Genomic DNA, 23,120 nt, shown 5'->3' with positions numbered 1-23,120 from the left:
AAAAACATTTTTTAAGTTATTGATATTAAATATTTAATTAAGAGTTGATCGCGGCGTCGTCAAAAATGACGTGTCGATGTCGCGGGGAGAACCGGCGCGCGGGCGCGCCGGTATGGCATTACTGCGTTAACAGGGCGTCATAGCCTTTACGGCGATAGTTAAGCATTGAAATCAGCCACCAGGCGATAAACAGCCCCACAACCACAAACCCGGCGTTGCCGAGGCGATCGTTGACGGCGGCCACCCAATCCCAGATGCCGCCGCTTAGCGACAGTTTATCCATCAACAGCCCCAGCGCTTCCAGGCCGCCGATAAACAGCGCCACGGCAACGGAGCTGGCGGTGATGGTCATGTTGTAATAGAGCTTGCGCTGTGGTTTATGGAAGGCCCAGCCGTAGGCGCCCACCATAATCATATTGTCCAGGGTATCCACCAGCGCCATACCGCTGGTGAATAGCGCCGGGAAGACTAATATCGACCAGACAGACATACCGCCGCAGGCGCCGGCCGCAGAGATGCCCAGCACGCCAATCTCTGTTGCGGTGTCAAACCCAAGACCAAACAGAAATCCCACCAGATACATATGCCAGCTTTTATTTACCAGCCGAAAAGCCGGGCGAAACAGCCAGTGCATGGCGCCGCCGCGTAGCGTCGTTTTTTCTTCAGCGGCCAGCGGCTCGCCGCGTTTCAGGCAACGGAAGTCGCGCCATACGCTGTGGAGGATCGCCAGATTCACCAGCGCCATCGCCAGCAGGAACAACGCTGAGACGGCGGTGCCGATAGTGCCGCCTGCTTCATGCAGCCATGCCATATTGTGCTGGAAGGCCGCAGCGGTGATGGCGATAGCCAGCGTCGCCATCACCACGATGCTGGAGTGACCCAGCGAAAACCAGACGCCGGCGCCCCAGGGCTGGCTGCCTTGCTGCATCATTTTACGAGTGGCGCTATCGATGGCGGCGATATGGTCGGCGTCTACCGCGTGGCGCAACCCGTAGCACCAGGCCAGCAGGCTGGCCGCCATCAGCGCGCTGTTTTGATGAAAGGCCGCAATAGCCCAGGCCCAGGCGGCCAGATTTGCCGCGACCAGTACCGCCAGCAGCAGGCGGGCGCGAAGGGGAAGTCGCAGTAGTGGGGTCAACATCATGATTTATCCTGTAATAACGAAAAATGAGCGGCGGCAATAACCGCCTGTCCGAATGCAATAGCGCCATCGCCTGCGGGTAACTGTGCAGGAAACAGGCAGCGCAAATCGCCCAGCCAGCGTGCCAGGCGCAGACGCAGCAGTGAGTTGTGCATCACGCCGCCCGTGCAGACCATGGTGTCCAGAGCGCAACGGCGGGCGTGATAGCGAGCAAGTTGGGCCAGGCCACGCGCCAGCGCATCGTGAAAGGCCCAGGCGCGGGCGCCGGGTTCAGCGCGCCAGTTCAACCACTGATGCCAGAACCCGGCCAGATCCAGCTTCCCGTCGCATAAGGCGAGCGTGACCGGGTGCGCTACCGGGCCGCTGCGTTCCGCCAGCGCCTGGAGCAGGCAGGCGGCTTCGCCTTCGTAGCTTAGCTGCGCGGGCGCGCAGCCCAACGCGGCGGCAATGGCGTCAAACAAACGGCCGCAGGACGAGGCGAGCGGGGAATTGATGCCGCGCTCGCAGGCGTTTAGCAGCGGCTGCCAGGGTTGCGTGAGCAGGCCGCTTGCTTCCGGCAACTGTTGCCAGCCCGGCACCCAGGCGTGCAGTTGCGCCAGAAGATTGCGCCAGGGCTGGCGGATGGCCTGTTCGCCCCCGGGCAGCGCCACCGCAGGCAGGCCGCCCAGGTGCTGGTAATGGCGGTAATCCACTTTCAGACATTCGCCGCCCCATAGCCGCCCGTCCCCCCAGCCGGTACCGTCCAGGATCAGCGCGATAACGGGGCCGTTTCCCGATGGCCAGCCATGTTCCGCCAGGCAAGCGGCAGCGTGGGCGTGATGGTGCTGAACGCGCATTATCGGCAGGCCGCTTTCCTGCGCCAGCCTAACGCTGAGATAGCCGGGATGGGCGTCAGCGACAGCCTGGTGCGGCTGAAAGTCATACAGCGCGCAAAGCCGATTACGCGTCTGACGCCACTGCGCCAGCGCTGCCTCATCGTTCAGATCGCCAAGATGCTGGCTTAGCACGGCATGCCGGCCGCGTAGCAGGCACAGGGTATTTTTTTGATCCGCGCCAACGCAGAGGGTGGGCGGCGCAGGCAGAAAATCAGGCGGCAGCGCAAGAGCGTCTGGCACAAATCCTCTGGCCCGGCGCACTATTCGGCCATCGCGCTGCAACACTGAATCGTCCATGCGTTGCAATACGGGGCGGTTATGTATTAGCCAGCCGTCGGCGATACCGGCTAAATCCGCCAGCGCCTCGTCGTTATCCAGCGCAGGCGGTCTGCCGCTGGCGTTACCGGAAGTCATCACCAGCGGGCGTCCTGTCGCCTGAATTAGCAGATGGTGGAGCGGGGTGGAAGGCAGCATCACGCCTACCTGATTGAGGCCTGGCGCAATCCCGGCGCACAACGCGGGCAGACGCCGCTTTTCCTCCAGCACGATGGGGGCTGCCGGGGTTGAGAGTAACGCGGCAACCGGCGCGCTGAGCGCGCCGGTATCGGGCAGCATGACGGCGAGCGGTTTCGTCAGGCGATGTTTGCGCAGGCGCAGGCGCTGTACCGCCGCCTCGCAGGTAGCGTCGCAGGCCAGATGAAAACCGCCCAGCCCTTTAATTGCCACAATAAGACCGCAGCACAACGCGGTTGCCGCCGCCTGTAGCGCTGCTTCGCGTTCGGCATAACGCCCGTCGGCGTCGCGCCAGCGTATTTGCGGGCCGCAGTGTGGGCAGGCGACGGGTTGTGCATGAAAGCGCCTGTCGGCAGGGTTCCGATACTCGCGCGCGCAGTCGGCGCACAGGGGAAAATCGTTCATGGCCGTGGCGGGTCTGTCATAAGGCATGGCCCGAATAATGGTCAGACGCGGGCCGCAGTGGGTGCAGTTGTTAAAGGGATAGCGATAGCGGCGATCGTTCGGATCGTTTATTTCGCGCAGGCAGTCCGGACACGTGGCGGCGTCCGGGGCGATATGGGTTGTCATGGCGCTACGATCCGTCTCGATAATACGAAAGTCGGCAGGCGCCTGTCGCCAGGTCCAGGGGCGGGTTTCCACGCTGTCAATGCGGGCCAGAGGCGGGCAATCGGCTTTCAGTTTTGCCAGCAGCGCCGTCGCGCTGCCGGCCAGGCGAATGATGACCCCGGCGCCGTCATTAAAGACGCAGCCGCGCAGACCAAGCCGGCAGGCAAGCTGCCAGACGAAGGGGCGCAAGCCCACCCCCTGTACCTTTCCGCAGATGCGGATTTCCGTTCCTGTCAGTCTCATAACCTTGTGTTTGCTATAGCTCCGCCGCTGCGCGCAGCCGCGCTTTCATTATCCCGGGTCGCCGGCGCCAGCGGCCCATTCTTACGGTAGCGAATCACTGGCTGCTTCAGGCGCGGCGTCAGCAGTCGGGTATCGTTAAGGACGTCCCAGCCGTAATAACCTTTCAGGCTGGGTTTATTCTGTGTAGCTATGTCGTTAGCCGCTTGCGCGCGCGATGTGGTTGTTTTCCTCAACCCGTTTCATGTTGCAGCACGGATAAGCGCTGGTGATTTTTCATCAATAACAGGCCGATTAAGGATTGAACCCAAAAAATATCAACGCGTCAGAACGGCGATATCGTCGAGCGCCGCACGGCGACGTTTTTCCAGGCTAAGCTGCTCAAGGCGATTGCGATCGATGCAGATAATGGCATCGGTCGGGCAGGCCGGGATGCAGGCGGGGCCTTCCGCCCGGTGGTAGCACAGATCGCACTTATTCGCTTCCGCCTTATTCGTCACTACGTTCAGGCCGCTGCCGCTGTTGCGCACTACGGGGCGAACCACCACTTCCATCGCGCCGTAGGGGCAGGCCACTACGCAGGTTTTACAGCCAATACAGCGCTCCTGATGAACGTGAATAAAATCGTTGTCACGGCTGATGGCGCCGTTAGGGCATACCCGGGCGCAGGGGGCGTCTTCACACTGGCGGCACAGCGTGGCCGTGGAGATATTGACTCCTTTAATGACATGAATTCGCGGAAGGAACGTTTGCGGCGTCAGGGCGGCGCAGTCCTGGTCCTGCTGATGGGAAACGACGCAGGCGACTTCGCAGGTGCGACAGCCAATGCATTTGCTTGAATCAGCAATGATGAAGCGGTTCATCATATTCTCCAGCTTGGGTTTAAGTATGCCTGGTCTGTTTAAGCACAAAGCGTGCCAATAACATATATATTTGAATATCAACGATTTTTAATATGTATAACGCGGGAAAATAACGCGATCGACATTTTTGTCGGGGAAGCGTCGTCAGCAGACTGAGACGTCAACAATGAGAGAAGTGTGAAAAAATCGCTGATACGCGATGCCTGGTCTTGTGGCATCGTCATAATGCTTTAGGGCGCCGCGAAAATATCCGCCGCGATAATGCGCGGCGGAAAAGGCCAGAAATGCGGTTATCAAAGCTGGGCGACGCCTCCCAGCCCCTGCCAGTTATCCAGGCGCTGGTGGAGATCGGTTACTGCCAGGCGTACAGGCTCGGTCATGGGGTAGTAAAAGCCGACAATATCCGGCTGGATACCCACGAAAATAACCTGTGCCACGTCATCCTGAAGCTGCTCTACCAGATAATTGAGCGGCATGTTATGGGTGGTCATCAAGAACAGTTCGGCAATATCCTTAGGGTCGATAACGCGCATTTCACCGGGGCTCAGGCCCATGTCGGCGGCATCGACAATCAGCAGGCGATCCGGGCGCAGCGCGCGAATGGCGACAATGTCGTTTTCCGGCGCGCTGGCGCCGTCGATAACCACCCATTCGCCGCGCGGTTGCGCCTGGCACATCTGCGCAAGCAGCGGCCCGGCGCCGTCATCGCCCATCATGCTGTTGCCCACGCACAGTAGTACATCAGTCATTTTGACTCCTTACCATCAGGTAGACGGCGGGTTCGCGTTGAATCATCTGCAACAGGCGCAGCAGTTCGCGGCTCCAGCTTTGCTGCGTTGGCGTCTGTTGCGCCAGCGCCGCGTCGAATGCTGAAGCCAGTAAGTTGACGTGGCTGTGATCGATAACGATTTCACCAAAACGCGTCACGCCTTCCATTTTGCGCCGCGCCTCTTCGGCAGGCAGCGTGGCGATCCACGCCGGCCAGGCTTCCAGCGGGCAGATTAGCGCCGCTTTCAGACAATCAATCACGCCCAGGTGATGGCCGATAGCCAGGCTGTAGTAGATAACCTGCTGCGCCTGGTCTGGCGTGTTTTCGTTTTCGTCAACGAACTTGCGGCTTAACTGGCTAAAGATAACCTGCCCGCTCACCGTATACGCTCCCGTTCGACCACTTCATTTAACGCGGCGACGATTTCGTTAAGGCGCGGATCCTGCCGCTCGCTAAGCCAGCCTGAGAGCGTGTTTTCGCCTGCGGCCAGGTGCTGCATATAATCATTGGCTATCTGGCGGCCGTAGCGGTAGCCCGCCATACGCCGGGCGGCTCGCTCGATGCGTACCCGCAGCGGCTGCACCATTTCCGGGCGCAGCAGCGCCGCCGGTTGGTTATCGCTCTGCTGCGGCCCGCGCGCGTGGATCTTCTGCTCTAACAGCCCAAGCGCCATAGCAAAGCCGTAAAGGGTAGCGGCAGGCGTCGGCGGGCAACCGGGAATATAGACATCCACCGGCACAATTTTGTCCGTACCGCCCCAGACGCAGTAGAGATCGTGAAAAATGCCGCCGCTGTTGCCGCAGGCGCCATAGGATATGCAGATTTTAGGGTCCGGCGCAGATTCCCACGCCCGAAGCGCCGGCGAGCGCATAGCGCGAGTAACGGCCCCGGTGAACAATAAAATATCGGCGTGGCGCGGCGAAGGCGCGACTTTAATACCGAAGCGTTCGGTGTCGAACACCGGCGAGAGCGTGGCGAAGATTTCAATCTCGCAGCCGTTACAGCCGCCGCAGTCCACCCGGTAGACCCAGGCCGAGCGCTTAATTTTTTTCAGCAGCGTCTGTTTCAGGCTGGCGATGGATTCATCCACCGTCACCGGTAGCGGCTGGCCGGAGGCCGAACGTGGGCCGGGAAGCTGGCTCATTACATGGCCTCCTTCATTTCACGGGTTAAATCAATCAGCGCAGACGGGGCCAGGCCTTGCTGGCGCTTACATTCCGGGCAGGTTTCGAAGCTTTCGCGGTGCTTTTCGGCGCGTGGGTCGCCGCCCTGTTTAAGCAGCGCAATGGCGTAATCAATTTCTTTTTGTACCGCCCAGGGTTGCTGACAGGCCCGGCAGCGGCAGACGTCAAAGCTGGCTTGTTGCAGGAAATCCTCCCGCTTCCAGACCGCCAGCTCGTATTCGGTCGTCAGGGCGATAGCGGCAGTGGGGCAGACCTCTTCGCAGCGGCCGCAAAAAATACAGCGTCCAAGGTTGAACTGCCAGTCAAGCCGGCTGTGGTCGTCGCTAAGCGATACGCTTAGGGCGTTGGACGGGCAGGCGTTTACGCAGGCCGCGCAGCCGATACATTGCGTCGGCTTGTGTAGCGGCTTGCCGCGAAAATTTTTATCCACCTCGACCGGTTGCAGCGGGTAAGCCGTGGTGACGGTACCGGTTTTAAGTACTTTTTTGATAAACGGAATCATCGTTACTCCAGAGGCCCCGCTGCGGCGGGGCCGGAGACTGCTGACAAACCCCATCCTGTCGCAGACAGGATGGATGAAATACAATAAAAAAATAAGGAAAATCAATGTATTGATTTTCGCCTGCTTACCACAAAGAAGGAAAAACCCCGTTTTTTCCTTCTTTGTCAACAATCTGAGGCCCCGCCGCGGCGGGGCCGCGGTGTTATTTCAGCGGCGAATGCTTACGCTCAATGGCGTAGCGCTCGATTTCCTTATAGGGGACAACCTGGCTTTTTCGCTTGCGGACATCCACCACCGTCATACGGTCGGTACAGGAGTAGCAGGGATCGAGGCTGCCAATAATCAGCGGCGCGTCGGAAACCGTATTGCCGCGCAGCATGTAGCGCAGCGTGGGCCAGTTGGCATAGGTGGCGGCACGGCAGCGCCAGCGGTAGAGTTTTTGGTTGTCGCCGGTCATGCTCCAGTGGATATCGTCGCCGCGCGGCGCTTCGCTAAAGCCCAGGGCGAAACGGCCAGGTATATAAGTGAAGCCTTCGGTCATCAGCGGCCCGGCGGGCAGGTTGTCCAGGCCGTAATCGATCATATTAAGGGCGCTGAAAACCTCATTAATACGCACTTTCAGGCGCGAAATAACGTCACAGCCCTGCTCGCTGAATACTTCAACCGGCAGCAGGCCGTAGCCGACAAACGGGTGGTCGGCGCGGGTGTCGCGGGCGTGGCCGCTGGCGCGCACCATTGGGCCAACGTTGCTGTAGTCGCGGGCGATTTGAGGGTCGAGGCGGCCAATGCCGACGGTGCGTTGCTCAATGTTTGGGGTGCTGAGCAGAATATCCACCAGATCACGCACTTCGCGCCGCATTTGCTGAGCAAGCCGGCGGGTCTGGATCATCTCATCTTTGAGCATATCGCGGCGAATACCGCCAATCAGGTTTAGGCCGTAGGTTTTACGGGCGCCGGTCAGGATTTCCGCCATCTTCATTGACTGTTCGCGCACCCGGAAAAACTGCATAAAGCCGGAATCAAAGCCGACAAAGTGGCAGGCCAGCCCCAGATTCAGCAGATGGCTGTGCAGGCGTTCCACCTCCAGCAGGATGGCGCGGATCATCTGGGCGCGTTCAGGCACGACAATGCCCATCGCATTTTCCACCGACGTGGTGTAAGCGGTGCTGTGGGCGAAACCGCAGATACCGCATACCCGGTCGGAAAGGAAGGTGACTTCGTTATAGCCCATGCGGGTTTCCGCCAGCTTTTCCATGCCGCGGTGGACATAAAACAGGCGATAATCGGCGTCGATAATGGTTTCGCCGTCAACAAACAGACGAAAGTGCCCCGGTTCATCCGAGGTGACGTGCAGCGGGCCTATGGGCACGACGTTATTGCTTTTATCCCCGAGTTCATTGATAAACGTGTAGGTTTCCCTGTCGCTGGTGGGGGCCGGCCGCTGGCGGTAGTCCATGCTGTCTTTGCGCATTGGCCACAGTTCGTCCGGCCAGTCGTCCGGCAGCACCAGGCGGCGTTCATCCGGCAGGCCTACCGGGCGCAGGCCGTACATATCGCGCACTTCGCGCTCGCCCCATACGGCGGCCGGAACTTTGGGGGTCACGGAGGGGAATTCAGGGTTACTGGCATTCACTTCAGCGCGCACCGTTATCCAGCAGCGAACGCCTTTCTCCATCGACAGCACATAATAGATAGCGTAATGGCCGCACAGTTTACGCTCGTCATTGCCAAACAGTACCGACAGCCAGCCGCCCTGTTGGTAATAAAGATACGCCACAACGTCCGGCAGGCGATGTAATTGCACGGTAATCGTGAGCTGGTCGCGGGTCTGCCAGGTTTCGTCCAGCACAGCGCCCGGCATCGCCTGACGCAGCGCGTGCAGATAGTGTTGACCCAATTTTTGTTCAGACATATCGATAAATCTCTTTTTGTCACGCCGCCAGCAGGGTGACGAAGGCTAAAAATGCCAGACCGAAGCCGGCCCAGGTCATGCGGGAAGCGGCCAGAAAACGCAGGCGCGCCATGCTGTTTTCAAACAGTGAGATAATCAGAATCCCGAAGATAAGCTTCACCAGCGCCAGTACGATGGCGAGGATAAGCGCGCCGGCGGAGAAGTGGGTCATCTGCCCCCAGGGAATAAACACGCCGATAAAAAGTTGTAAAACTACCAGTTGCTTGAGGCTAATGCCCCACTTCAGCACTGCGAAGCCGCTGCCGCTGTACTCGGAAAGCAGCCCCTCCTGCAACTCCTGCTCCGCCTCGGCCAGGTCAAAGGGCAGCTTGCCCATTTCAATAAAAGTGGCGAAAGCGCAGGCAAGCAGCGCCAGCGCCAGCGTCAGCGTCAGGCCGTGGCCCGCAGGCCAGGCGCGCACGGCGGCGTTCAGGGCGTCAATATGCGTAGCGCCGGCAACCTGAGCAACAACCCAAAGGCCGAGCAGCAGAATCGGCTCTACCAGTACCCCCAGCAGCGCTTCGCGGCTGGCGCCGATGCCGGTAAAGGGGCTGGCGGTATCCAGCCCGGCAATCGCGAAAAAAAAGCGCGCGACAGCGAACAAATAAAGCAGCGTTATCAAATCGCCCAACCCGGCGAGCGGCGCGTGCGGCGTTAAAAGCGGCAGGGCGCAGGCGATAACCAACATTACGCCGGTCAGGACATAGGGCGTCAGGCGAAATACCCAGCCGGAATCGGCAGGCGCGACGTTCTGGCGGCCCAGCAGCTTAAACAGATCCCGATATTCCTGAAGCAAGCCAGGGCCGCGGCGACAGTGGAGGCGGGCGCGGGCGACGCGGGTCAGCCCGGTAAACAGCGGGGCCAGCGCGAACAGCGCCAGCGCCTGAACGAGTGCAAAAATCAGCGTATTCATCTCAAAGGCTCCGGGTAATCACAACGGCCAGCAAAATGCCCAGTTCAATGACCGCCAGGCGTCTGAAGAGCTGCGCCAGCGCCTGATGCTGCCAGAGGGGTATCCGCGACATCGGGTTTAGCACGCGACGCAGGGCGAAAATTGGGCCAAACACGCTTTTTAGCGGCGCGGCGAAACCGTGGGCGGTAATGACCATTGTCGGTTCGTGATCGTAACCGCATACCCAGGCGCTACCGCGACGCCGCGCGGGCAGCCGGTCGCCACGGCGCAGCAGCGAGATGATATACGCCAGCAGCATAGCGGCGATAAGCAGCAGGGTTATCAGCGGTTGGGAAACTACGCTGCTTGCGGCGGCGTTGGGAATATTCACCACGGCGCTGAGCATGGGCAGCAGCCAGGGGGCGGCTACGCCGCCGATAACGCAACACAGCGCCAGCGCGACCACGCACAGGGTCATTAGCCAGGGCGCAGGCGCAGCCCGCTCCGCCTGCGGCGTGCGCGGCGCGCCAGAGAAAGTCACGCCATAGACTTTCGCCATACACATCACCGCCAGCGCGCCGGTAATCGCCAGCCCGACCGCCAGCAGCGGCCCAAGCAGGCGCGGCAGAAATTGCGGCAGCGCGCCAAGGCGGAAAAAGGATTGATAAATTACCCATTCGCCGGCAAAGCCGTTTAGCGGCGGCAGCGCGGCCATCGCCATCAGCCCCACCAGCATAGCGAGCGAGATAGCGGGCATACGCTTGCCGATGCCGCCCAGTTTTTCGATATCGCGCTGCCCGGTGCGAAACCAGACGGCGCCTGCGCCGAGAAACAGCGTGGTTTTAAACAGGCTGTGGTTAAATAGATGATAAAGCCCGCCTGCCATGCCCAGCGCCGCCAGCGCCGGCGCGTTCAGGGCATAACCGGTCAGCCCGGCGCCCAGCCCCAGCAGAATGATGCCGATATTTTCCAGCGAGTGATAAGCCAGCAGGCGGTTAATGTTGTGCTCCATCAGCGCGTAGAGACCGCCGATAAAGGCAGTCACCATGCCCAGTACCATCACTGCAACGGCATACCACAGCGGCGGAACCGGGCTAAGCAGAGCCAGCGTCAGCACGCCCCAGACGCCGGTTTTCAGTACCACGGCGGAAAACAGCGCGGCGGCAGGGGCGCCGGCGCTGGCGTGAGCCTGCGGCACCCAGCCGTGCAGGGGGATGATGCCTGCCAACAGGCCGAAGCCCGCCAGCCCAAGCGTCAGCGCCAGGTTCCCCGGCGCGTCGGCGCCGGCCCGGGCGTGGAGCGCCGCCAGATTCAGCGTACCGTAATGCTGCCACAACAGCAGGCAGCACAGCGCAATCAGCAGGGTTCCCAGGCGGCCAAGCGCAAACCACGGCTTGCTTTCCCGGGCGTTGCCAGTGAGTAAAGCGGCGCTGAGCGTGGCTAACTCCGCGCCTGCCGCCAGCGTAGCGAGATTGTCTGCCGTTACCGCCAGCAGTGCGCCCGCCAGTACGAGCAGCAGCAGCGGCCCGGCGGTTCTGGCGTCGGGATGGCGCTGCCAGGCGATGTGATACAGGCAAATAAAACATCCGCACAGCCCGATAGTTATAAGCCAGACGGCATTAAGCGGCGTCAGAAGGAGCATATATCGGCTGTTAAGCAATGTTGCCGTTTCCGGTCGGCCGGCCAGCGTCAGCGCGCCGCCAGCCAGCGCGCAGGCGCAGGCCAGCGTACCGGCTATGCCGGCGATAAAGCCGCTCAGGGGGCGGCAAAGGCCCGGTATGGCCGAAAGCAGCGCGCCTGCGCCAAGCAGCATCAGGGCATTATTTACCAGAGTCGCGGACATCATTGTGCGTTTCCTCCGTGGCTGGAAAAGACCGACAGCGCGCCGAAATCCATATTGATAGCCTGTTCACGCTTGCGTCGGCTGGCGTCGGCGATGTCGTCATTGCTGACCAGGCGCAGCGCTTTCGTGGGGCAGGTGCGAACACAGGCCGGCCCCTGTTCATCGAAATAACAGAGGTCGCATTTGACGGCGATAGCGCGGATGCCGGGTACCCAGTCCAGGAAGGTACTGACTTTGAGCGGCATCGGGGGCGCAGGCGGCGCTTTCGGGCTGTTGGCGTTGGCCGGAATATCCAGCGGACGGCTACCGGCAAACTCAATGGCGCCGAACGGGCAGGCAAGGCCGCACAGCTTGCAACTGACGCACAGGCTTTCATTAAGCTGCACGGCGCCGTTTAGCCGGTTGATGGCGTTAACCGGGCATACCTGGGCGCAAGGGGCGTCTTCGCACTGGCGGCAAAGCTGTGGCGCGGATTCTTTTTTATTCCGCATCACCTTCAGGCGCGGCATGGTTTGTAGCCCCTGATGGCGATGGTTTTCTGAACAGGCGGCCTCGCAGGTGTGGCAGCCTATACAGAGTTTGGGATCGGCGATAACAAAACGGTTCACCCGTACATCCTTACGTAGTCATTTTTGACGAAATCGTGTCGCCGACGGCGTTTTTCGACACCTTTCGACACGCTGAAATTCAGGCCCTCGCCAGGCAGGGCAGCGCGCAGGCGAGCGTTTCAAGGGTTAACGGCTCATCCTGCTGCGTTGCCTGGTAGAGGTAATCGTAAACGCTGCTGATTTGCGCCAGACAGTGCTCCAGCACCGCCTGGCGATCGGTGTTGCTAACCCGTTTATCAAGCAGCCCGTCGCAGCCCAGTTGGGCGCTGGCGAGCGCAAGGCGGCTTTTGCCGTCGCAGGCGTGTAGAACATAGTGGAGCGTATGGTTGTTAAACCCGGTATCGCGAACGATCTGCAGCGTAAAGTGGTTGAAAAGCGAGAAGTGCAGCCCTTCGTCAGGGGAGCTTTTAATCTCCAGATACAGCGCCTGTTTTGTTGTGGTAATGGCCTGAATCAGGGTATTGCAGTAGGTATGCCACTGTTTATTGAGCTGGTGGTTGCGTTCGGCAATAAACGCCGCTTTATGGCTTATTTCAGTAAGGGACATAAATGATTTCCTGCTGATACGAATATCCTCTCCAAGCACTTTCCGTGCCATTTTTTATGCTATTGATATATATTGTTTTTACGCCCACGGCGCGTTTTTACATGGCCTGCCGACATGTCATTTCGTCAGCCATCGTCACCTCAGCCCCTTCTTGATTTTTATTTTTGGCATGTTGGTTGCATTACGCGGCTACCGCGTCGAAACCGGACATGCTATGCACGAAATCACACTTTGCCAGCGTGCGCTTGAACTCATTGAGCAACAGGCGCGGCAACACGGCGCGCGTCGGGTGACCGGCGTGTGGCTGAAGATAGGCGCGTTCTCCTGCGTGGAGCGCAGCGCGCTGGCGTTCTGCTTTGAACTGGTCTGCCGCGATACCCTGGCGGAAGGTTGCGAACTCAATATTGAACAGCAGGAGGCCGAATGCTGGTGCCATCACTGCCAGCGTTACGTCACGTTGCTGAGCGCCAGAGTACGGCGTTGCCCTGACTGCCTGAGCGATACGTTACGCATCGCGGCAGATGACGGTCTGCAAATTAAGCGCCTGGAAATAGAGTAGGAGTGAAAGATGTGTACAACCTGTGGCTGTGGAGAGGGCAATCTTCATATTGAAGGCGACGCCCCCCCTGATTTTCGGGCGCCGTTCGCCGCCGTGCCGCGCGATTCGCTGCGCATATCCCGCCTGTCGGCGCTGCCGTTTCAGCCGCACGGCGCGGAAAATGGCGATCTGCACTACGGCTGCGGCGCAGCGGGTGCCCATGCGCCGGGCATCAGCCAGCGGCGTATGCTGGAGCTGGAGTTGGATGTTCTGGGCAAAAACAACCAGCTCGCGCAGGCCAACCGCGCCGCCTTTGCCGCCAGCCGCCTGCTGTCGTTGAATCTGGTCTCCAGCCCGGGGTCTGGAAAAACCACGTTGCTTAGCGAAACCCTGAAGCGCCTGAAGGGAAAAGTACCTTGTGCCGTGATTGAAGGCGATCAGCAAACGCTCAATGACGCCGAGCGCATTCGCGCCGCCGGCACGCCGGCAATCCAGGTGAACACCGGGAAGGGATGTCATCTGGATGCGCAGATGATTCAGACCGCCTGCCGCCGCCTGCCGCTGGCGACGGGCGGTATTTTGTTTATTGAAAATGTAGGCAACCTGGTTTGCCCTGCGTCGTTCGATCTGGGCGAGCGCCATAAAGTGGCGGTGCTGTCGGTGACGGAAGGTGAAGATAAGCCGCTGAAATATCCGCATATGTTTGCCGCCGCGTCGCTGATGTTGCTCAATAAGGTCGATTTGCTGCCCTGGCTTAACTTTGACCTGGCGGCCTGTATCGCCAGCGCCCGGCAGGTGAATCCGGATATTGAAATACTGCTTATCTCCGCCAGCACAGGCGAAGGGATGGAGGCCTGGCTTGCCTGGCTGGAGGCGCAGCGATGTGCATAGGCGTTCCGGGACAAATTCGCGCTATTGCTTCTCCTGAGGAGGCGGTAGTTGAGGTCTGCGGCATTCAGCGCCAGGTGGATTTAACCCTGGTGGGCGCGCAGGATGAGCGGGGCCATTCCCGGGTAGGCCAGTGGGTGCTGGTGCACGTTGGGTTTGCAATGAGCGTCATTGACGAAGAGGAGGCGCTCGATACCCTGGAGGCGCTGCAAAATATGTTTGAAGTTGAACCGGACGTAGGGCCTTTACTCTACGGAGAAGGGGAAAACTGATGCGTTTTGTTGATGAATACCGCGCGCCTGAGCGGGTTATGCAGCTTATTGAGCAACTGAAATCGCAGGCCAGGCATTTGCCTTTTGATGCCCTGCGGCCCTTGCGGATTATGGAAGTGTGTGGCGGGCACACCCACGCCATCTTCCGGTTCGGCCTCGATCGGTTGTTGCCGGACAATATTGAGTTTATTCACGGACCCGGCTGCCCGGTCTGTGTACTGCCGATGGGGCGTATTGACGCCTGTACTGAGATTGCCGCCCGCGAAGGCGTTATTTTTTGTACCTTTGGCGATGCGATGCGCGTGCCCGGCAAAGAGGGATCGCTGCTGGACGCAAAGGCCCGCGGCGCGGACGTGCGGGTGGTTTACTCGCCAATGGATGCCCTTGCGCTTGCCCGCGATAATCCGCAGCGCGAGGTGGTCTTTTTCGGCCTCGGCTTTGAAACCACTATGCCAGCCACAGCGCTGACGCTGCGCCGGGCGCGTGAAGACGGCGTGAATAACTTCTTCATGTTCTGCCAGCACATTACGCTGCTGCCTACGTTGAAAAGCCTGCTGGAGCAGCCGGAAAACGGTATTGACGCTTTTCTGGCGCCGGGTCACGTAAGTATGGTTATTGGTACTGCCGCCTACGATTTCATTGTTGAAGACTATCAGCGCCCGCTGGTGGTGGCAGGCTTTGAACCGCTGGATTTGCTCCAGGGCGTTATCCTGCTGGTAGAACAGATATGCGGCGGCGCGTGTAAGGTGGAAAACCAGTATCGTCGGGTGGCGCCGGATGCCGGTAACGCGCTTGCTCGCCAGGCGATGGCGGACGTTTTTGTTATTCATGGCGAGAGCGAGTGGCGCGGTCTTGGGGTTATTGCCGAATCCGGCGTACACCTGACAGAACCCTATCAGCGCTTTGATGCGCAGCGCCGCTTTCAGCCGCGCAAGCGCCTGGTGTGCGACGATCCCGAAGCTCGCTGCGGCGAGGTCTTGACCGGGCGCTGTAAGCCTGCGGACTGCCCGCTGCTGGGGCCGCGCTGCAATCCCCGCAACGCCTTCGGCGCGCTGATGGTTTCATCGGAAGGGGCCTGCGCGGCCTGGTATCAATATCGTTTTCAGGAGGAGGCATGAATAAAGTGACTCTGGCGCAGGGCGGCGGCGGGCAGGCAATGCAAAAACTTATCGCCGCGCTGTTTATGACGGCTTTTGATAATCCGCTGCTGGCAACCCAGGAAGACCAGGCGCGCATTCCGCTGCGCTGGCTGAACGACGCCGGCGACAGGCTGGCGTTTTCCACCGACAGTTATGTTATCGATCCGCTGGTCTTCCCCGGCGGCGATATCGGAAAGCTGGCGGTATGCGGCACGGCGAACGATATCGCCGTAGGCGGCGCGACCCCGCGCTGGCTTTCCTGCGGCTTTATTCTGGAAGAAGGGCTGGAGATAGCGACGCTACAAGCCGTGGTGCGCAGCATGGCCGACACCGCCCGCGAAGCGGGGATCGCGATTGTAACCGGCGACACTAAAGTCGTCCCCCGCGGCGCGGCGGACAAGCTGTTTATTAATACCGCCGGGATCGGCGTGATTCCGGCTGGGCTGGAGTGGGGGGCTGCGCAACTGCAACCAGGCGATCGGCTGCTGGTAACGGGCACGCTGGGCGACCACGGCGCCACGATACTTAACCTGCGCGAACGGCTGGGGCTGGAGGGCGAACTTGCCAGCGATTGCGCGCTGCTGTCGCCCTTGATTGCGGCAGTGCGCGACCTTACGGGCATCAGAGCGATGCGCGACGCTACCCGTGGCGGCGTTAACGCCGTGGTTCACGAATTTGCCGCCGCCAGCGGTTACGGTATTGTACTTAACGAGCAGGCGCTGCCGCTCAAACCGGCGGTGCGCGGCGTGTGCGAACTGCTGGGGCTGGATGCGTTGAATTTCGCCAACGAAGGAAAACTGGTGATTGGCGTCGCGCCACAGCAGGCGCAGGCGCTGCTTGGGCGGTTGCAGGCGCATCCGCTGGGGCGCGACGCTGCGATTATTGGTGAAGTTGTGCCGCAACGGGGCGTCAGGATGACAGGACTGTACGGTATTTGTCGTACGATTGATTTGCCGCATACCGAACCCCTCCCCCGTATTTGTTAGACTACTATGTTTCCAGGCGGAAGCCGGCCGCCTGCGTACGTTATACCCAATAATCTATGCCGTATCGCGCTGCTTATTCCGGCGCGAATACGCGTGGAGCACTGATAACCGGGTTTCTGGATAACACAATGTCTCTTACTTCAATGGGCGATCCCCAGGAGCAGCAGCTCTTTAACCTGACGCGCACGCTACTGCAGCAGCCCGATTTTTGCGCGCTCGCACAGGCGCTGACGCTGCACCTGCGACAGGCCGATCTGGCCGGCCAGGCCGCCATTATTCTGACGGCGGACGAGCTGCATCCCCAGGTGCGCTATTATGGCGTGAAGGATAACGGCGAGAGCGTTATTAAAATGGATGAGCTGGCGCTGGCGAGCGGGCCTGTCAGCCACATCCTTTCACGCCCGGATATGCTGCACTGCGATGTCGCCGCGTTTCGCGAGGCCTGGCCTGTACTTGCTGGCTGCGGGCTTTACCCGAATTTTAGCTATTACGGTATGTTGCCGCTGGCCTCTGATGGCAAGATTGTCGGCGGCTGCGAAATTCTGCGTGACGACGATCGCCCGTGGAGCGAAAAAGAGCGTGCGCGGCTGCGTTCGCTGGCGCAGATTGTGGCGCTTGCCGTAGAGCAGATCCAGATCCGGCTGAGCGATAGCCAACATCACAAGCTGTTGTGCCGCGAGCGTAACGACTTCCGCCTGCTGGTCGCTATCACCAACGCCGTGCTTTCGAAACTGGACCTTGATGAACTGATCAGTGAAATCGCCCATGAAATTCACAACAATTTCGGGATTGATTCCATCAGCATCGTTCTGCGGGCATCCCGACGCCATCGGCTGAAGATTTACTCCACCCACTATATCGATCGCGATGCGCCGGTGCATGACAGAAGCGAAGTCAATGAACAGGGAACGCTTTCGGAACGGGTCTTTCACAGTAAAAAGATGCTGTTGCTGAATTTGCATCAGCACGACAGCCTGGCCCCCTATGAGCGAATGCTGTTTGATATGTGGGGCAACCAAATACAAACGCTGTGCCTGCTGCCGCTGATGTCAGGGGACAATATCCTTGGCGTGCTGAAGCTGGCCCAGTGCCAGGAGCATATTTTCACGACGGCTAATCTGAAGCTGCTGCATCAGATTGCCGGGCGCATTGCGATTGCCGTGGATAACGCGCTGGCCTACCAGGAGATCCAGCGCCTGAAGGAGCGGTTGATTGATGAAAACCTGGCGCTGACTGAGCAGATTAACAACGTCGCCGCTGATTTTGGCGAAATTATCGGCCAGAGCCAGGCGATGCGCGACGTTATGCGCCAGGTGGAGATGGTGGCGCGCAGCAACAGCACCGTGCTGATTCTGGGGGAAACCGGTACCGGCAAAGAGCTGGTTGCCAGGGCTATCCATAACCAGAGTACGCGCAACGGACGACGGATGGTGAAGCTTAACTGCGCCGCCATGCCTGCCGGGCTGCTGGAAAGCGATCTGTTCGGCCACGAGCGCGGCGCCTTTACCGGCGCCAGCGCTCAACATATCGGGCGCTTTGAACTGGCGGATAAAAGCTCGCTGTTTCTTGACGAAGTGGGCGATATGCCCCTGGAACTACAGCCTAAATTGCTGCGGGTGCTTCAGGAGCAGGAGTTCGAACGGTTAGGCAGCAATAAAGTTATTCACACCGATGTGCGCCTGATTGCCGCCACAAACTGTGACTTGCGGCAAATGGTGGCGGACAGAGCGTTTCGCAGCGATCTCTATTACCGGCTGAACGTCTTTCCTGTCCGCCTGCCGCCGCTGCGTGAACGACCGGAGGATATCCCCCTGCTGGTTAAAGCGTTCACCTTTAAAATCGCCAGACGGCTGGAGCGCAACATTGACAGCATCCCGGCTGAGACGCTGCGCACATTAAGCCGTATGGAGTGGCCGGGTAACGTGCGCGAGCTGGAAAACGTCATTGAGCGGGCGGTACTGCTGACCAGAGGAAATGTGCTGCAGCTTTCGCTTTGCGAGATGATGCCGCCGTTTCTGGCCCCTGCGCCGGCATACGCGCAGCCTGAAGCAGAACCGTTGCGTGATGATGAAGATGAATATCAACGGATTGTTCGGGTATTGAAAGAAACGAACGGCGTTATTGCCGGTTCCAGAGGCGCAGCGCAGCGTCTGGGCGTTAAACGCACCACGCTGCTTTCGCGCATGAAGCGATTGGGGATTGATAAAAATAGCCTGCTGGCGAAATAAGGGGCTGAAGAACGGACGCGCGTTAATAACTATCCCTGTTCGCTTTTAACCTGTACAGGCTTACCGCGTGGCGGGCGAGACGCCCGCTGAAACCGGCAAACCGCAGGCGGGCTGTAGCGAAACGAGACGGGTCGGACGCAGACTGATGGCAGGGCGGGCGCGCAGCATGAAGTCATCCTCGCTTTGCGGGGCCGCAGGCGTTGCAAAGCGGCCCGCTTATCCGTTTAGCGCTGATGAAGGCCCGTTTGACAACGAACGTTAAGTGAGCGGCCCCCTTTAGCCTCAGGTGACCCGCATAACGCCGCCGGCGACCCCTTTTCTTCGCCGGTTGCGCCATACCCGGTGCGATAAATTTCACGGCTTTATCAACCTGCCGGGTTTCTCTTGTGCAACGCTCACTGGCGTCTGACGCCGCCGCGCCGCGGACGGCCCGACTCGGTTTATCTCTTTTTTCATTCACGGGCGGGTGACTTTTTAATGGCATGTGATATCGCCTGCGGCGCGTTTTTTTGCAGCATGGCACACTTGCTGCCAACTTCCCCATTTCGCTATTTTCGTTTCACGGCGAAGCGACGTTCAGAACAAGGAAACGCGATGTTTGATATTCAACGGTATCCGCAGATAAACCCACCGCAGCGCCTGTTAATGGGGCCTGGCCCCATTAACGCCGACCCGCGGGCGTTGCGCGCGATGGCAAGCCCGCTTATCGGCCAGTATGACCCGGCCATGACAGGCTACATGAACGAAGTGATGGCGCTGTGGCGTGAAATATTTCGTACTCAGAACCGTTGGACAATGCTGGTGGATGGCACTTCCCGCGCCGGTATTGAGGCCATTCTCCTGTCGGCGATTCGCCCGGGCGATCGCGTGCTGGTGCCGGTTTTTGGCCGATTTGGACATCTGCTGTGTGAAATTGCCCGGCGTTGCCGCGCGGAGGTGCGCAGCATCGACGTGCCGTGGGGCGAGGTATTTTCACCGCAGCAAATCGAAGATGCCATTAAACGCGTCAGACCACGGCTGCTGCTTACCGTACACGGCGATACGTCCACTACGCTGCTTCAGCCGCTGGATGAACTTGGCGATATCTGCCGCCGCTACGGCGTGCTGTTTTATACCGACGCCACCGCCTCGCTGGGAGGCAATGAGCTGGATACCGACGGCTGGGGGCTGGATGCGGTGTCCGCCGGGCTGCAAAAGTGTCTTGGCGGCCCGTCCGGCAGCTCGCCCGTCACGCTCAGCCCACGGATGGAAGAGGTGATTCGCCGTCGTCGGCGTGTGGAGCAGGGTATCCGCAACGACAGCCATTACGACGGCGATGATGAGATTATCTACTCTAACTATTTCGATCTCGGCATGATTATGGATTACTGGGGGCCAGAGCGGCTTAATCATCACACCGAAGCCACCAGTATGCTGTTTGCCGCCCGTGAATGCGCGCGCATTATTCTGGAAGAGGGGCTGGATAATACGCTTGCCCGCCACGCTCTGCACGGGCGGGCGCTGGCGGCGGGTATTCAGGGGATGGGGCTGGATACGTTCGGTTCTCCGGCGCACCGCATGAGCAATGTGCTCGGCGTGGTTATCCCGGCGCAGGTTCATGGCGAAGCGGTGCGCCAGCGTCTGCTGGAGGATTTTCACATTGAGATTGGTACGTCGTTTGGCCCGCTTCAGGGCAAAATCTGGCGTATTGGCACGATGGGCTATAACGCCCGCAAAGACTGCGTATTGCAAACGCTCGCGGCGCTGGAGGCGGTGCTGAACCGGCTGGGCCTGAAGACTGTTCAGGGGGCGGCCATGCAGGCGGCGTGGGATATCTACGATAGCGCAGGCCGGTGACGCCACCTGCGCGAAACCGCCCGTTTTTACTAAAGCATGCCTGTTGCCTCCCGGGCGGGCCGGGAGGGAGCACTATATGAGCCGAAACGCGTCAGCATCTCGCCAGGCGGGGAAACGCTCGCGATACTCCTTAAGCGCCGTTAATGACAGTTCGGCATCGATCTGGCCCGCCTGATGCGGTTCAGCGGCGGCAAGGATTTCGCCCTGCGGATCGATAACCCGGCTATCGCCGCGGTAGTGTTGGCCGTTGCCGTCGGTGCCAATGCGGTTGCAGCCTGCTACGTAGGCCTGGTTTTCTATTGCGCGGGCGGCGAGCAGCGTCTGCCAGTGATGCGAACGCGCGGCGGGCCAGTTAGCGACATACAGCGCAAGATCGTAATCATTCTGGTTGCGCGACCATACCGGGAAGCGCAGATCGTAACAGACCAGTGGCAGAATGCGCCACCCGCGCCACGCCAACACCAGCCGCTGGTTGCCTGGCTGATAGTGCTGATGTTCATCGGCCATGCGGAACAGGTGACGCTTGTCGTAAAAATGTACCGTGCCGTCCGGCTGCGTGAGCAAAAAGCGATTCACCGGACCGTGTTCGCCGGCGATAGCGGCGCTGCCTGCTATCAGCGCGTTGCAGCGCTGCGCCTTTTCCTGCATCCAGGCGATGAGCTCTGGCTGCGTCAGCGAGTGCTTTGCCGCTTCCAACGCAAAACCCGTTGTAAACATTTCAGGCAACACAATCAGATCGCGGCCGTTCAGATTATCGAGCTGTAAATCGAAATGCCGCAAGTTGGCCGGAGCGTCCATCCAGGCAAGCGGCTGCTGCAGTAGCGATATTTTGAGACCAGACACGGCGATATTCTCCAGATTGCACAAACGCTTCTCACTGTAGCATGATGTTCGCGTATGTTAGAAAGTAAACTAATTTTATGCTCAAACACGTAATGGATACATTTAATCTCGTCCCAGGGTACGATTTTTAAGTTGGTTAATTAGTTACTCTGTAGTGTGCCAGCCATGCGGAATCAGGTTACCCTGACTGTCGTTTTACTAAGCCTTAGATGGAAAGCGTATATTATGTTAATCATCTTGCTTTCAAGTTATGACATAAATTCTTTTATCTCATCAATAGTAGTGTACCATTCTGGTACTTTTTCACCTTCTGAATAAGCTTCATACTCACTAGTATATTCATTTATTTTATCTGTGGAAAAATTCTTTATCTCATCCAAAAAATTATTTTATTCTGAACAATAACGTTTTCTTGTCTGAAATATAGAACCCATGAGAATAAAAAATGCGCAACTTTAGATAAATACATTGAAACTACTAGAGTCGCATTATTTCCCCATAAATACCTTTTTAAAGAAGAAAGCCTATTGTTTGATACTCCAATAATCGACAGGGATCTGCATTCCTTCTTTAAATTCACCTTTGGTAATTGAAGCAAGTAATACTGTTTCATTAATTTCTGACTTAAAAGATTTATTTTCTGTAAAAATACCAAACATATTATCACCCTTTCACTCTGTTTAAATATTTATCATATGTACTTAAGCGAACGCCTTTTTTACTAAATTTTTTCCATCCTTCGGAAACATTATGCCCGTCAACATCTGGTGTTATGTAATCTTTTCCATTAAAAAATGCTGATTGCCCGTGAGAATTGAATGGTGCTTTAACATTCACACAGGAACTGTCTGGCGTCCAGATGATCGTTATATGGGGATCTTCCTCCGTGGTGAACGTATTAGGAATGAAGCAGCACACCAGGCGTGTTGCGCTGCTTATATTCGGTAAGTAATTGAAAACCGCGCCTCCAGACGCGGATACATACTCATTTATGTGATCAGAAGCTAACCCTTAAAGCCCGGCTTACCATTAGCTTGACGCCATTGTTTTACTTCCTGAACAACGCCCTCTGGACTATCATCTTTCCCATCCTCTGGGTAGAAGATAAGGTCGGAGCCTGATGGATGTTCAGCAAGACGCCGAAACTCCCTAACTCGGCGATTATCGTCCTCTTCAGTTGGCCCTTCAGCATTATAAATTTTACGAACTAAATCTAAAAATTCGCTTTCTGTATAATCAGATAATAATTTTTTATCACCCATATTATCTACTCTCCCTGGTTGAATGAATAACGATATGCCGCTTAGGTGAAGTTATGCCCATATTATCGACATTATAAACCTCCCCGCCTTTGCTTATTGGAATAATATGATGAATTTCATAGCGTTCTCTTCCTCCAGCACGATCCTGCTCTCGTGTGAAAGGGGAGTTTCCACTGCGTATATGAATTTTGTTACTCCCTCGAAACTGGCTTGATAACTCAGGATCTTTTGAAACCTCTAACCAAAACGCCTTACGGAACTGGTCAAAGTTTACAAAGGTTCGTCCTCGTAGCTTATCTGCTATCTGACCAGGAACCGGAGAACCATTCCCCGTGTTAGCGTCAGACAACCAAATACCGCTAACCTTCTGTCCTTTACCCGTTACCTGACCTGGATTGTTTCGTAGATATACATAAATCGGAGGAATATTCGGCAACGGCAGAATAAGAATATAATCCGCAAATTTCTTCTCTGCCGGCACCGGAGTGGTAATGGTTCGCACTGCGAGCCATCACCTTGAAAGACAGGGCAGTTCAATCAAACAGGTCGAAAAGCTAAATAGCTGCGCCTAATACCGCTACACTTTTACCA

26 protein-coding genes and 1 pseudogene are annotated in these 23,120 nt (G+C 58.1%); 8 read left to right on the top strand and 19 right to left on the bottom strand.

Features of this window, described 5'->3' with window-relative positions; translation table 11 throughout:
- Nucleotides 1–118: 118 nt before the first annotated feature.
- The 13 genes and pseudogenes from JJB97_RS14505 to JJB97_RS14445 form a co-directional block, all read right to left on the bottom strand.
- A complete protein-coding gene (locus JJB97_RS14505; RefSeq protein ID WP_238714725.1) occupies nucleotides 119–1,141 on the bottom strand; it encodes a HoxN/HupN/NixA family nickel/cobalt transporter in 1,023 nt (340 codons plus the stop codon).
- Nucleotides 1,141–3,381 (bottom strand): carbamoyltransferase HypF, encoded by a 2,241-nt coding sequence (gene hypF / locus JJB97_RS14500; protein WP_238714715.1) that lies wholly within the window; start codon nucleotides 3,379–3,381, stop codon nucleotides 1,141–1,143. The genes JJB97_RS14505 and hypF overlap by 1 nt, the downstream gene beginning before the upstream one ends.
- Nucleotides 3,382–3,437: 56 nt before the next feature.
- Nucleotides 3,438–3,624, bottom strand: a pseudogene (locus JJB97_RS14495) (hypothetical protein); the annotation flags it as partial.
- A gap of 71 nt (nucleotides 3,625–3,695) precedes the next feature.
- Nucleotides 3,696–4,241, bottom strand: a complete 546-nt coding sequence (gene hydN / locus JJB97_RS14490) for an electron transport protein HydN (protein WP_238714724.1) — start codon at nucleotides 4,239–4,241, stop codon at nucleotides 3,696–3,698.
- 293 nt (nucleotides 4,242–4,534) lie between these two features.
- Nucleotides 4,535–4,990 carry a hydrogenase maturation peptidase HycI gene (gene hycI, locus JJB97_RS14485; protein ID WP_238714714.1) on the bottom strand — a complete coding sequence of 152 codons (456 nt, stop codon included), beginning with the start codon at nucleotides 4,988–4,990 and terminating at the stop codon, nucleotides 4,535–4,537.
- A complete protein-coding gene (locus JJB97_RS14480; RefSeq protein WP_238714713.1) occupies nucleotides 4,983–5,390 on the bottom strand; it encodes a formate hydrogenlyase maturation HycH family protein in 408 nt (135 codons plus the stop codon). Before JJB97_RS14480 ends, hycI begins: the two co-directional genes overlap by 8 nt.
- On the bottom strand, nucleotides 5,387–6,154 hold the full coding sequence (locus JJB97_RS14475) for an NADH-quinone oxidoreductase subunit B family protein (protein ID WP_238714712.1): 768 nt from the start codon (nucleotides 6,152–6,154) through the stop codon (nucleotides 5,387–5,389). The genes JJB97_RS14480 and JJB97_RS14475 overlap by 4 nt, the downstream gene beginning before the upstream one ends.
- Complete coding sequence (locus tag JJB97_RS14470; protein ID WP_238714711.1) at nucleotides 6,154–6,696, bottom strand: formate hydrogenlyase complex iron-sulfur subunit; 543 nt, start codon at nucleotides 6,694–6,696, stop codon at nucleotides 6,154–6,156. Before JJB97_RS14470 ends, JJB97_RS14475 begins: the two co-directional genes overlap by 1 nt.
- Nucleotides 6,697–6,898: 202 nt before the next feature.
- Nucleotides 6,899–8,608, bottom strand: coding sequence for a hydrogenase large subunit (locus tag JJB97_RS14465; RefSeq protein ID WP_238714710.1), 1,710 nt, complete (start codon nucleotides 8,606–8,608; stop codon nucleotides 6,899–6,901).
- Between the two features lie 19 nt (nucleotides 8,609–8,627).
- The gene (locus JJB97_RS14460; protein WP_238714709.1) at nucleotides 8,628–9,560 is read right to left on the bottom strand and encodes a respiratory chain complex I subunit 1 family protein; all 933 of its coding nucleotides are present in this window, start codon (nucleotides 9,558–9,560) and stop codon (nucleotides 8,628–8,630) included.
- A gap of 1 nt (nucleotide 9,561) precedes the next feature.
- Entirely contained in the window at nucleotides 9,562–11,385 is a 1,824-nt protein-coding gene (hycC, locus tag JJB97_RS14455) for a formate hydrogenlyase subunit 3 (protein WP_238714708.1), read from the bottom strand.
- Nucleotides 11,382–11,990, bottom strand: coding sequence for a 4Fe-4S dicluster domain-containing protein (locus tag JJB97_RS14450; protein WP_238714707.1), 609 nt, complete (start codon nucleotides 11,988–11,990; stop codon nucleotides 11,382–11,384). Before JJB97_RS14450 ends, hycC begins: the two co-directional genes overlap by 4 nt.
- Nucleotides 11,991–12,069: 79 nt before the next feature.
- Nucleotides 12,070–12,537: a transcriptional regulator gene (locus tag JJB97_RS14445; protein WP_238714706.1), complete on the bottom strand. Its 468-nt coding sequence runs from the start codon at nucleotides 12,535–12,537 to the stop codon at nucleotides 12,070–12,072.
- A gap of 214 nt (nucleotides 12,538–12,751) precedes the next feature.
- Here JJB97_RS14445 and hypA point away from each other — a divergent pair, with 214 nt between their 5' ends.
- From hypA to JJB97_RS14405, 8 genes are all read left to right on the top strand, one after another.
- A complete protein-coding gene (gene hypA / locus JJB97_RS14440) occupies nucleotides 12,752–13,096 on the top strand; it encodes a hydrogenase maturation nickel metallochaperone HypA (RefSeq protein ID WP_238714705.1) in 345 nt (114 codons plus the stop codon).
- 9 nt (nucleotides 13,097–13,105) lie between these two features.
- The gene (gene hypB / locus JJB97_RS14435) at nucleotides 13,106–13,966 is read left to right on the top strand and encodes a hydrogenase nickel incorporation protein HypB (protein ID WP_238714704.1); all 861 of its coding nucleotides are present in this window, start codon (nucleotides 13,106–13,108) and stop codon (nucleotides 13,964–13,966) included.
- Complete coding sequence (locus JJB97_RS14430; RefSeq protein ID WP_238714703.1) at nucleotides 13,957–14,235, top strand: HypC/HybG/HupF family hydrogenase formation chaperone; 279 nt, start codon at nucleotides 13,957–13,959, stop codon at nucleotides 14,233–14,235. The genes hypB and JJB97_RS14430 overlap by 10 nt, the downstream gene beginning before the upstream one ends.
- Entirely contained in the window at nucleotides 14,235–15,353 is a 1,119-nt protein-coding gene (gene hypD, locus JJB97_RS14425) for a hydrogenase formation protein HypD (RefSeq protein WP_238714702.1), read from the top strand. The genes JJB97_RS14430 and hypD overlap by 1 nt, the downstream gene beginning before the upstream one ends.
- The gene (hypE, locus tag JJB97_RS14420; RefSeq protein WP_238714701.1) at nucleotides 15,350–16,360 is read left to right on the top strand and encodes a hydrogenase expression/formation protein HypE; all 1,011 of its coding nucleotides are present in this window, start codon (nucleotides 15,350–15,352) and stop codon (nucleotides 16,358–16,360) included. Before hypD ends, hypE begins: the two co-directional genes overlap by 4 nt.
- A 128-nt stretch (nucleotides 16,361–16,488) precedes the next feature.
- Nucleotides 16,489–18,588, top strand: coding sequence for a formate hydrogenlyase transcriptional activator FlhA (gene flhA / locus JJB97_RS14415; protein WP_238714700.1), 2,100 nt, complete (start codon nucleotides 16,489–16,491; stop codon nucleotides 18,586–18,588).
- Nucleotides 18,589–18,655: 67 nt separating this feature from the next.
- Nucleotides 18,656–18,850: a hypothetical protein gene (locus JJB97_RS14410; RefSeq protein WP_238714699.1), complete on the top strand. Its 195-nt coding sequence runs from the start codon at nucleotides 18,656–18,658 to the stop codon at nucleotides 18,848–18,850.
- A gap of 332 nt (nucleotides 18,851–19,182) precedes the next feature.
- Nucleotides 19,183–20,424: a pyridoxal-phosphate-dependent aminotransferase family protein gene (locus JJB97_RS14405; RefSeq protein WP_238714698.1), complete on the top strand. Its 1,242-nt coding sequence runs from the start codon at nucleotides 19,183–19,185 to the stop codon at nucleotides 20,422–20,424.
- 72 nt (nucleotides 20,425–20,496) lie between these two features.
- On the opposite strand, the gene JJB97_RS14400 is transcribed toward JJB97_RS14405, so the two are convergent.
- From JJB97_RS14400 to JJB97_RS14390, 6 genes are all read right to left on the bottom strand, one after another.
- On the bottom strand, nucleotides 20,497–21,267 hold the full coding sequence (locus tag JJB97_RS14400; protein WP_238714697.1) for an amidohydrolase: 771 nt from the start codon (nucleotides 21,265–21,267) through the stop codon (nucleotides 20,497–20,499).
- A gap of 367 nt (nucleotides 21,268–21,634) precedes the next feature.
- Nucleotides 21,635–21,847, bottom strand: a complete 213-nt coding sequence (locus JJB97_RS18790) for a hypothetical protein (protein WP_399198612.1) — start codon at nucleotides 21,845–21,847, stop codon at nucleotides 21,635–21,637.
- Nucleotides 21,792–21,926 (bottom strand): hypothetical protein, encoded by a 135-nt coding sequence (locus tag JJB97_RS18585; protein WP_263457975.1) that lies wholly within the window; start codon nucleotides 21,924–21,926, stop codon nucleotides 21,792–21,794. The genes JJB97_RS18790 and JJB97_RS18585 overlap by 56 nt, the downstream gene beginning before the upstream one ends.
- Before the next feature lie 4 nt (nucleotides 21,927–21,930).
- Nucleotides 21,931–22,104 carry a toxin C-terminal domain-containing protein gene (locus JJB97_RS18785; RefSeq protein ID WP_399198603.1) on the bottom strand — a complete coding sequence of 58 codons (174 nt, stop codon included), beginning with the start codon at nucleotides 22,102–22,104 and terminating at the stop codon, nucleotides 21,931–21,933.
- A gap of 167 nt (nucleotides 22,105–22,271) precedes the next feature.
- A complete protein-coding gene (locus tag JJB97_RS14395; RefSeq protein WP_238714696.1) occupies nucleotides 22,272–22,529 on the bottom strand; it encodes a bacteriocin immunity protein in 258 nt (85 codons plus the stop codon).
- A 1-nt stretch (nucleotide 22,530) separates the two neighbouring features.
- A complete protein-coding gene (locus JJB97_RS14390) occupies nucleotides 22,531–23,031 on the bottom strand; it encodes an HNH endonuclease signature motif containing protein (RefSeq protein ID WP_238714695.1) in 501 nt (166 codons plus the stop codon).
- Nucleotides 23,032–23,120: the final 89 nt, after the last annotated feature.

It is taken from the genome of Tenebrionibacter intestinalis (genome assembly GCF_016632365.1).
GTDB lineage: Bacteria > Pseudomonadota > Gammaproteobacteria > Enterobacterales > Enterobacteriaceae > Tenebrionibacter > Tenebrionibacter intestinalis.
Note: the sequence above shows the minus strand (reverse complement) of the source record. Positions and strands in the feature narration are given on the sequence as shown.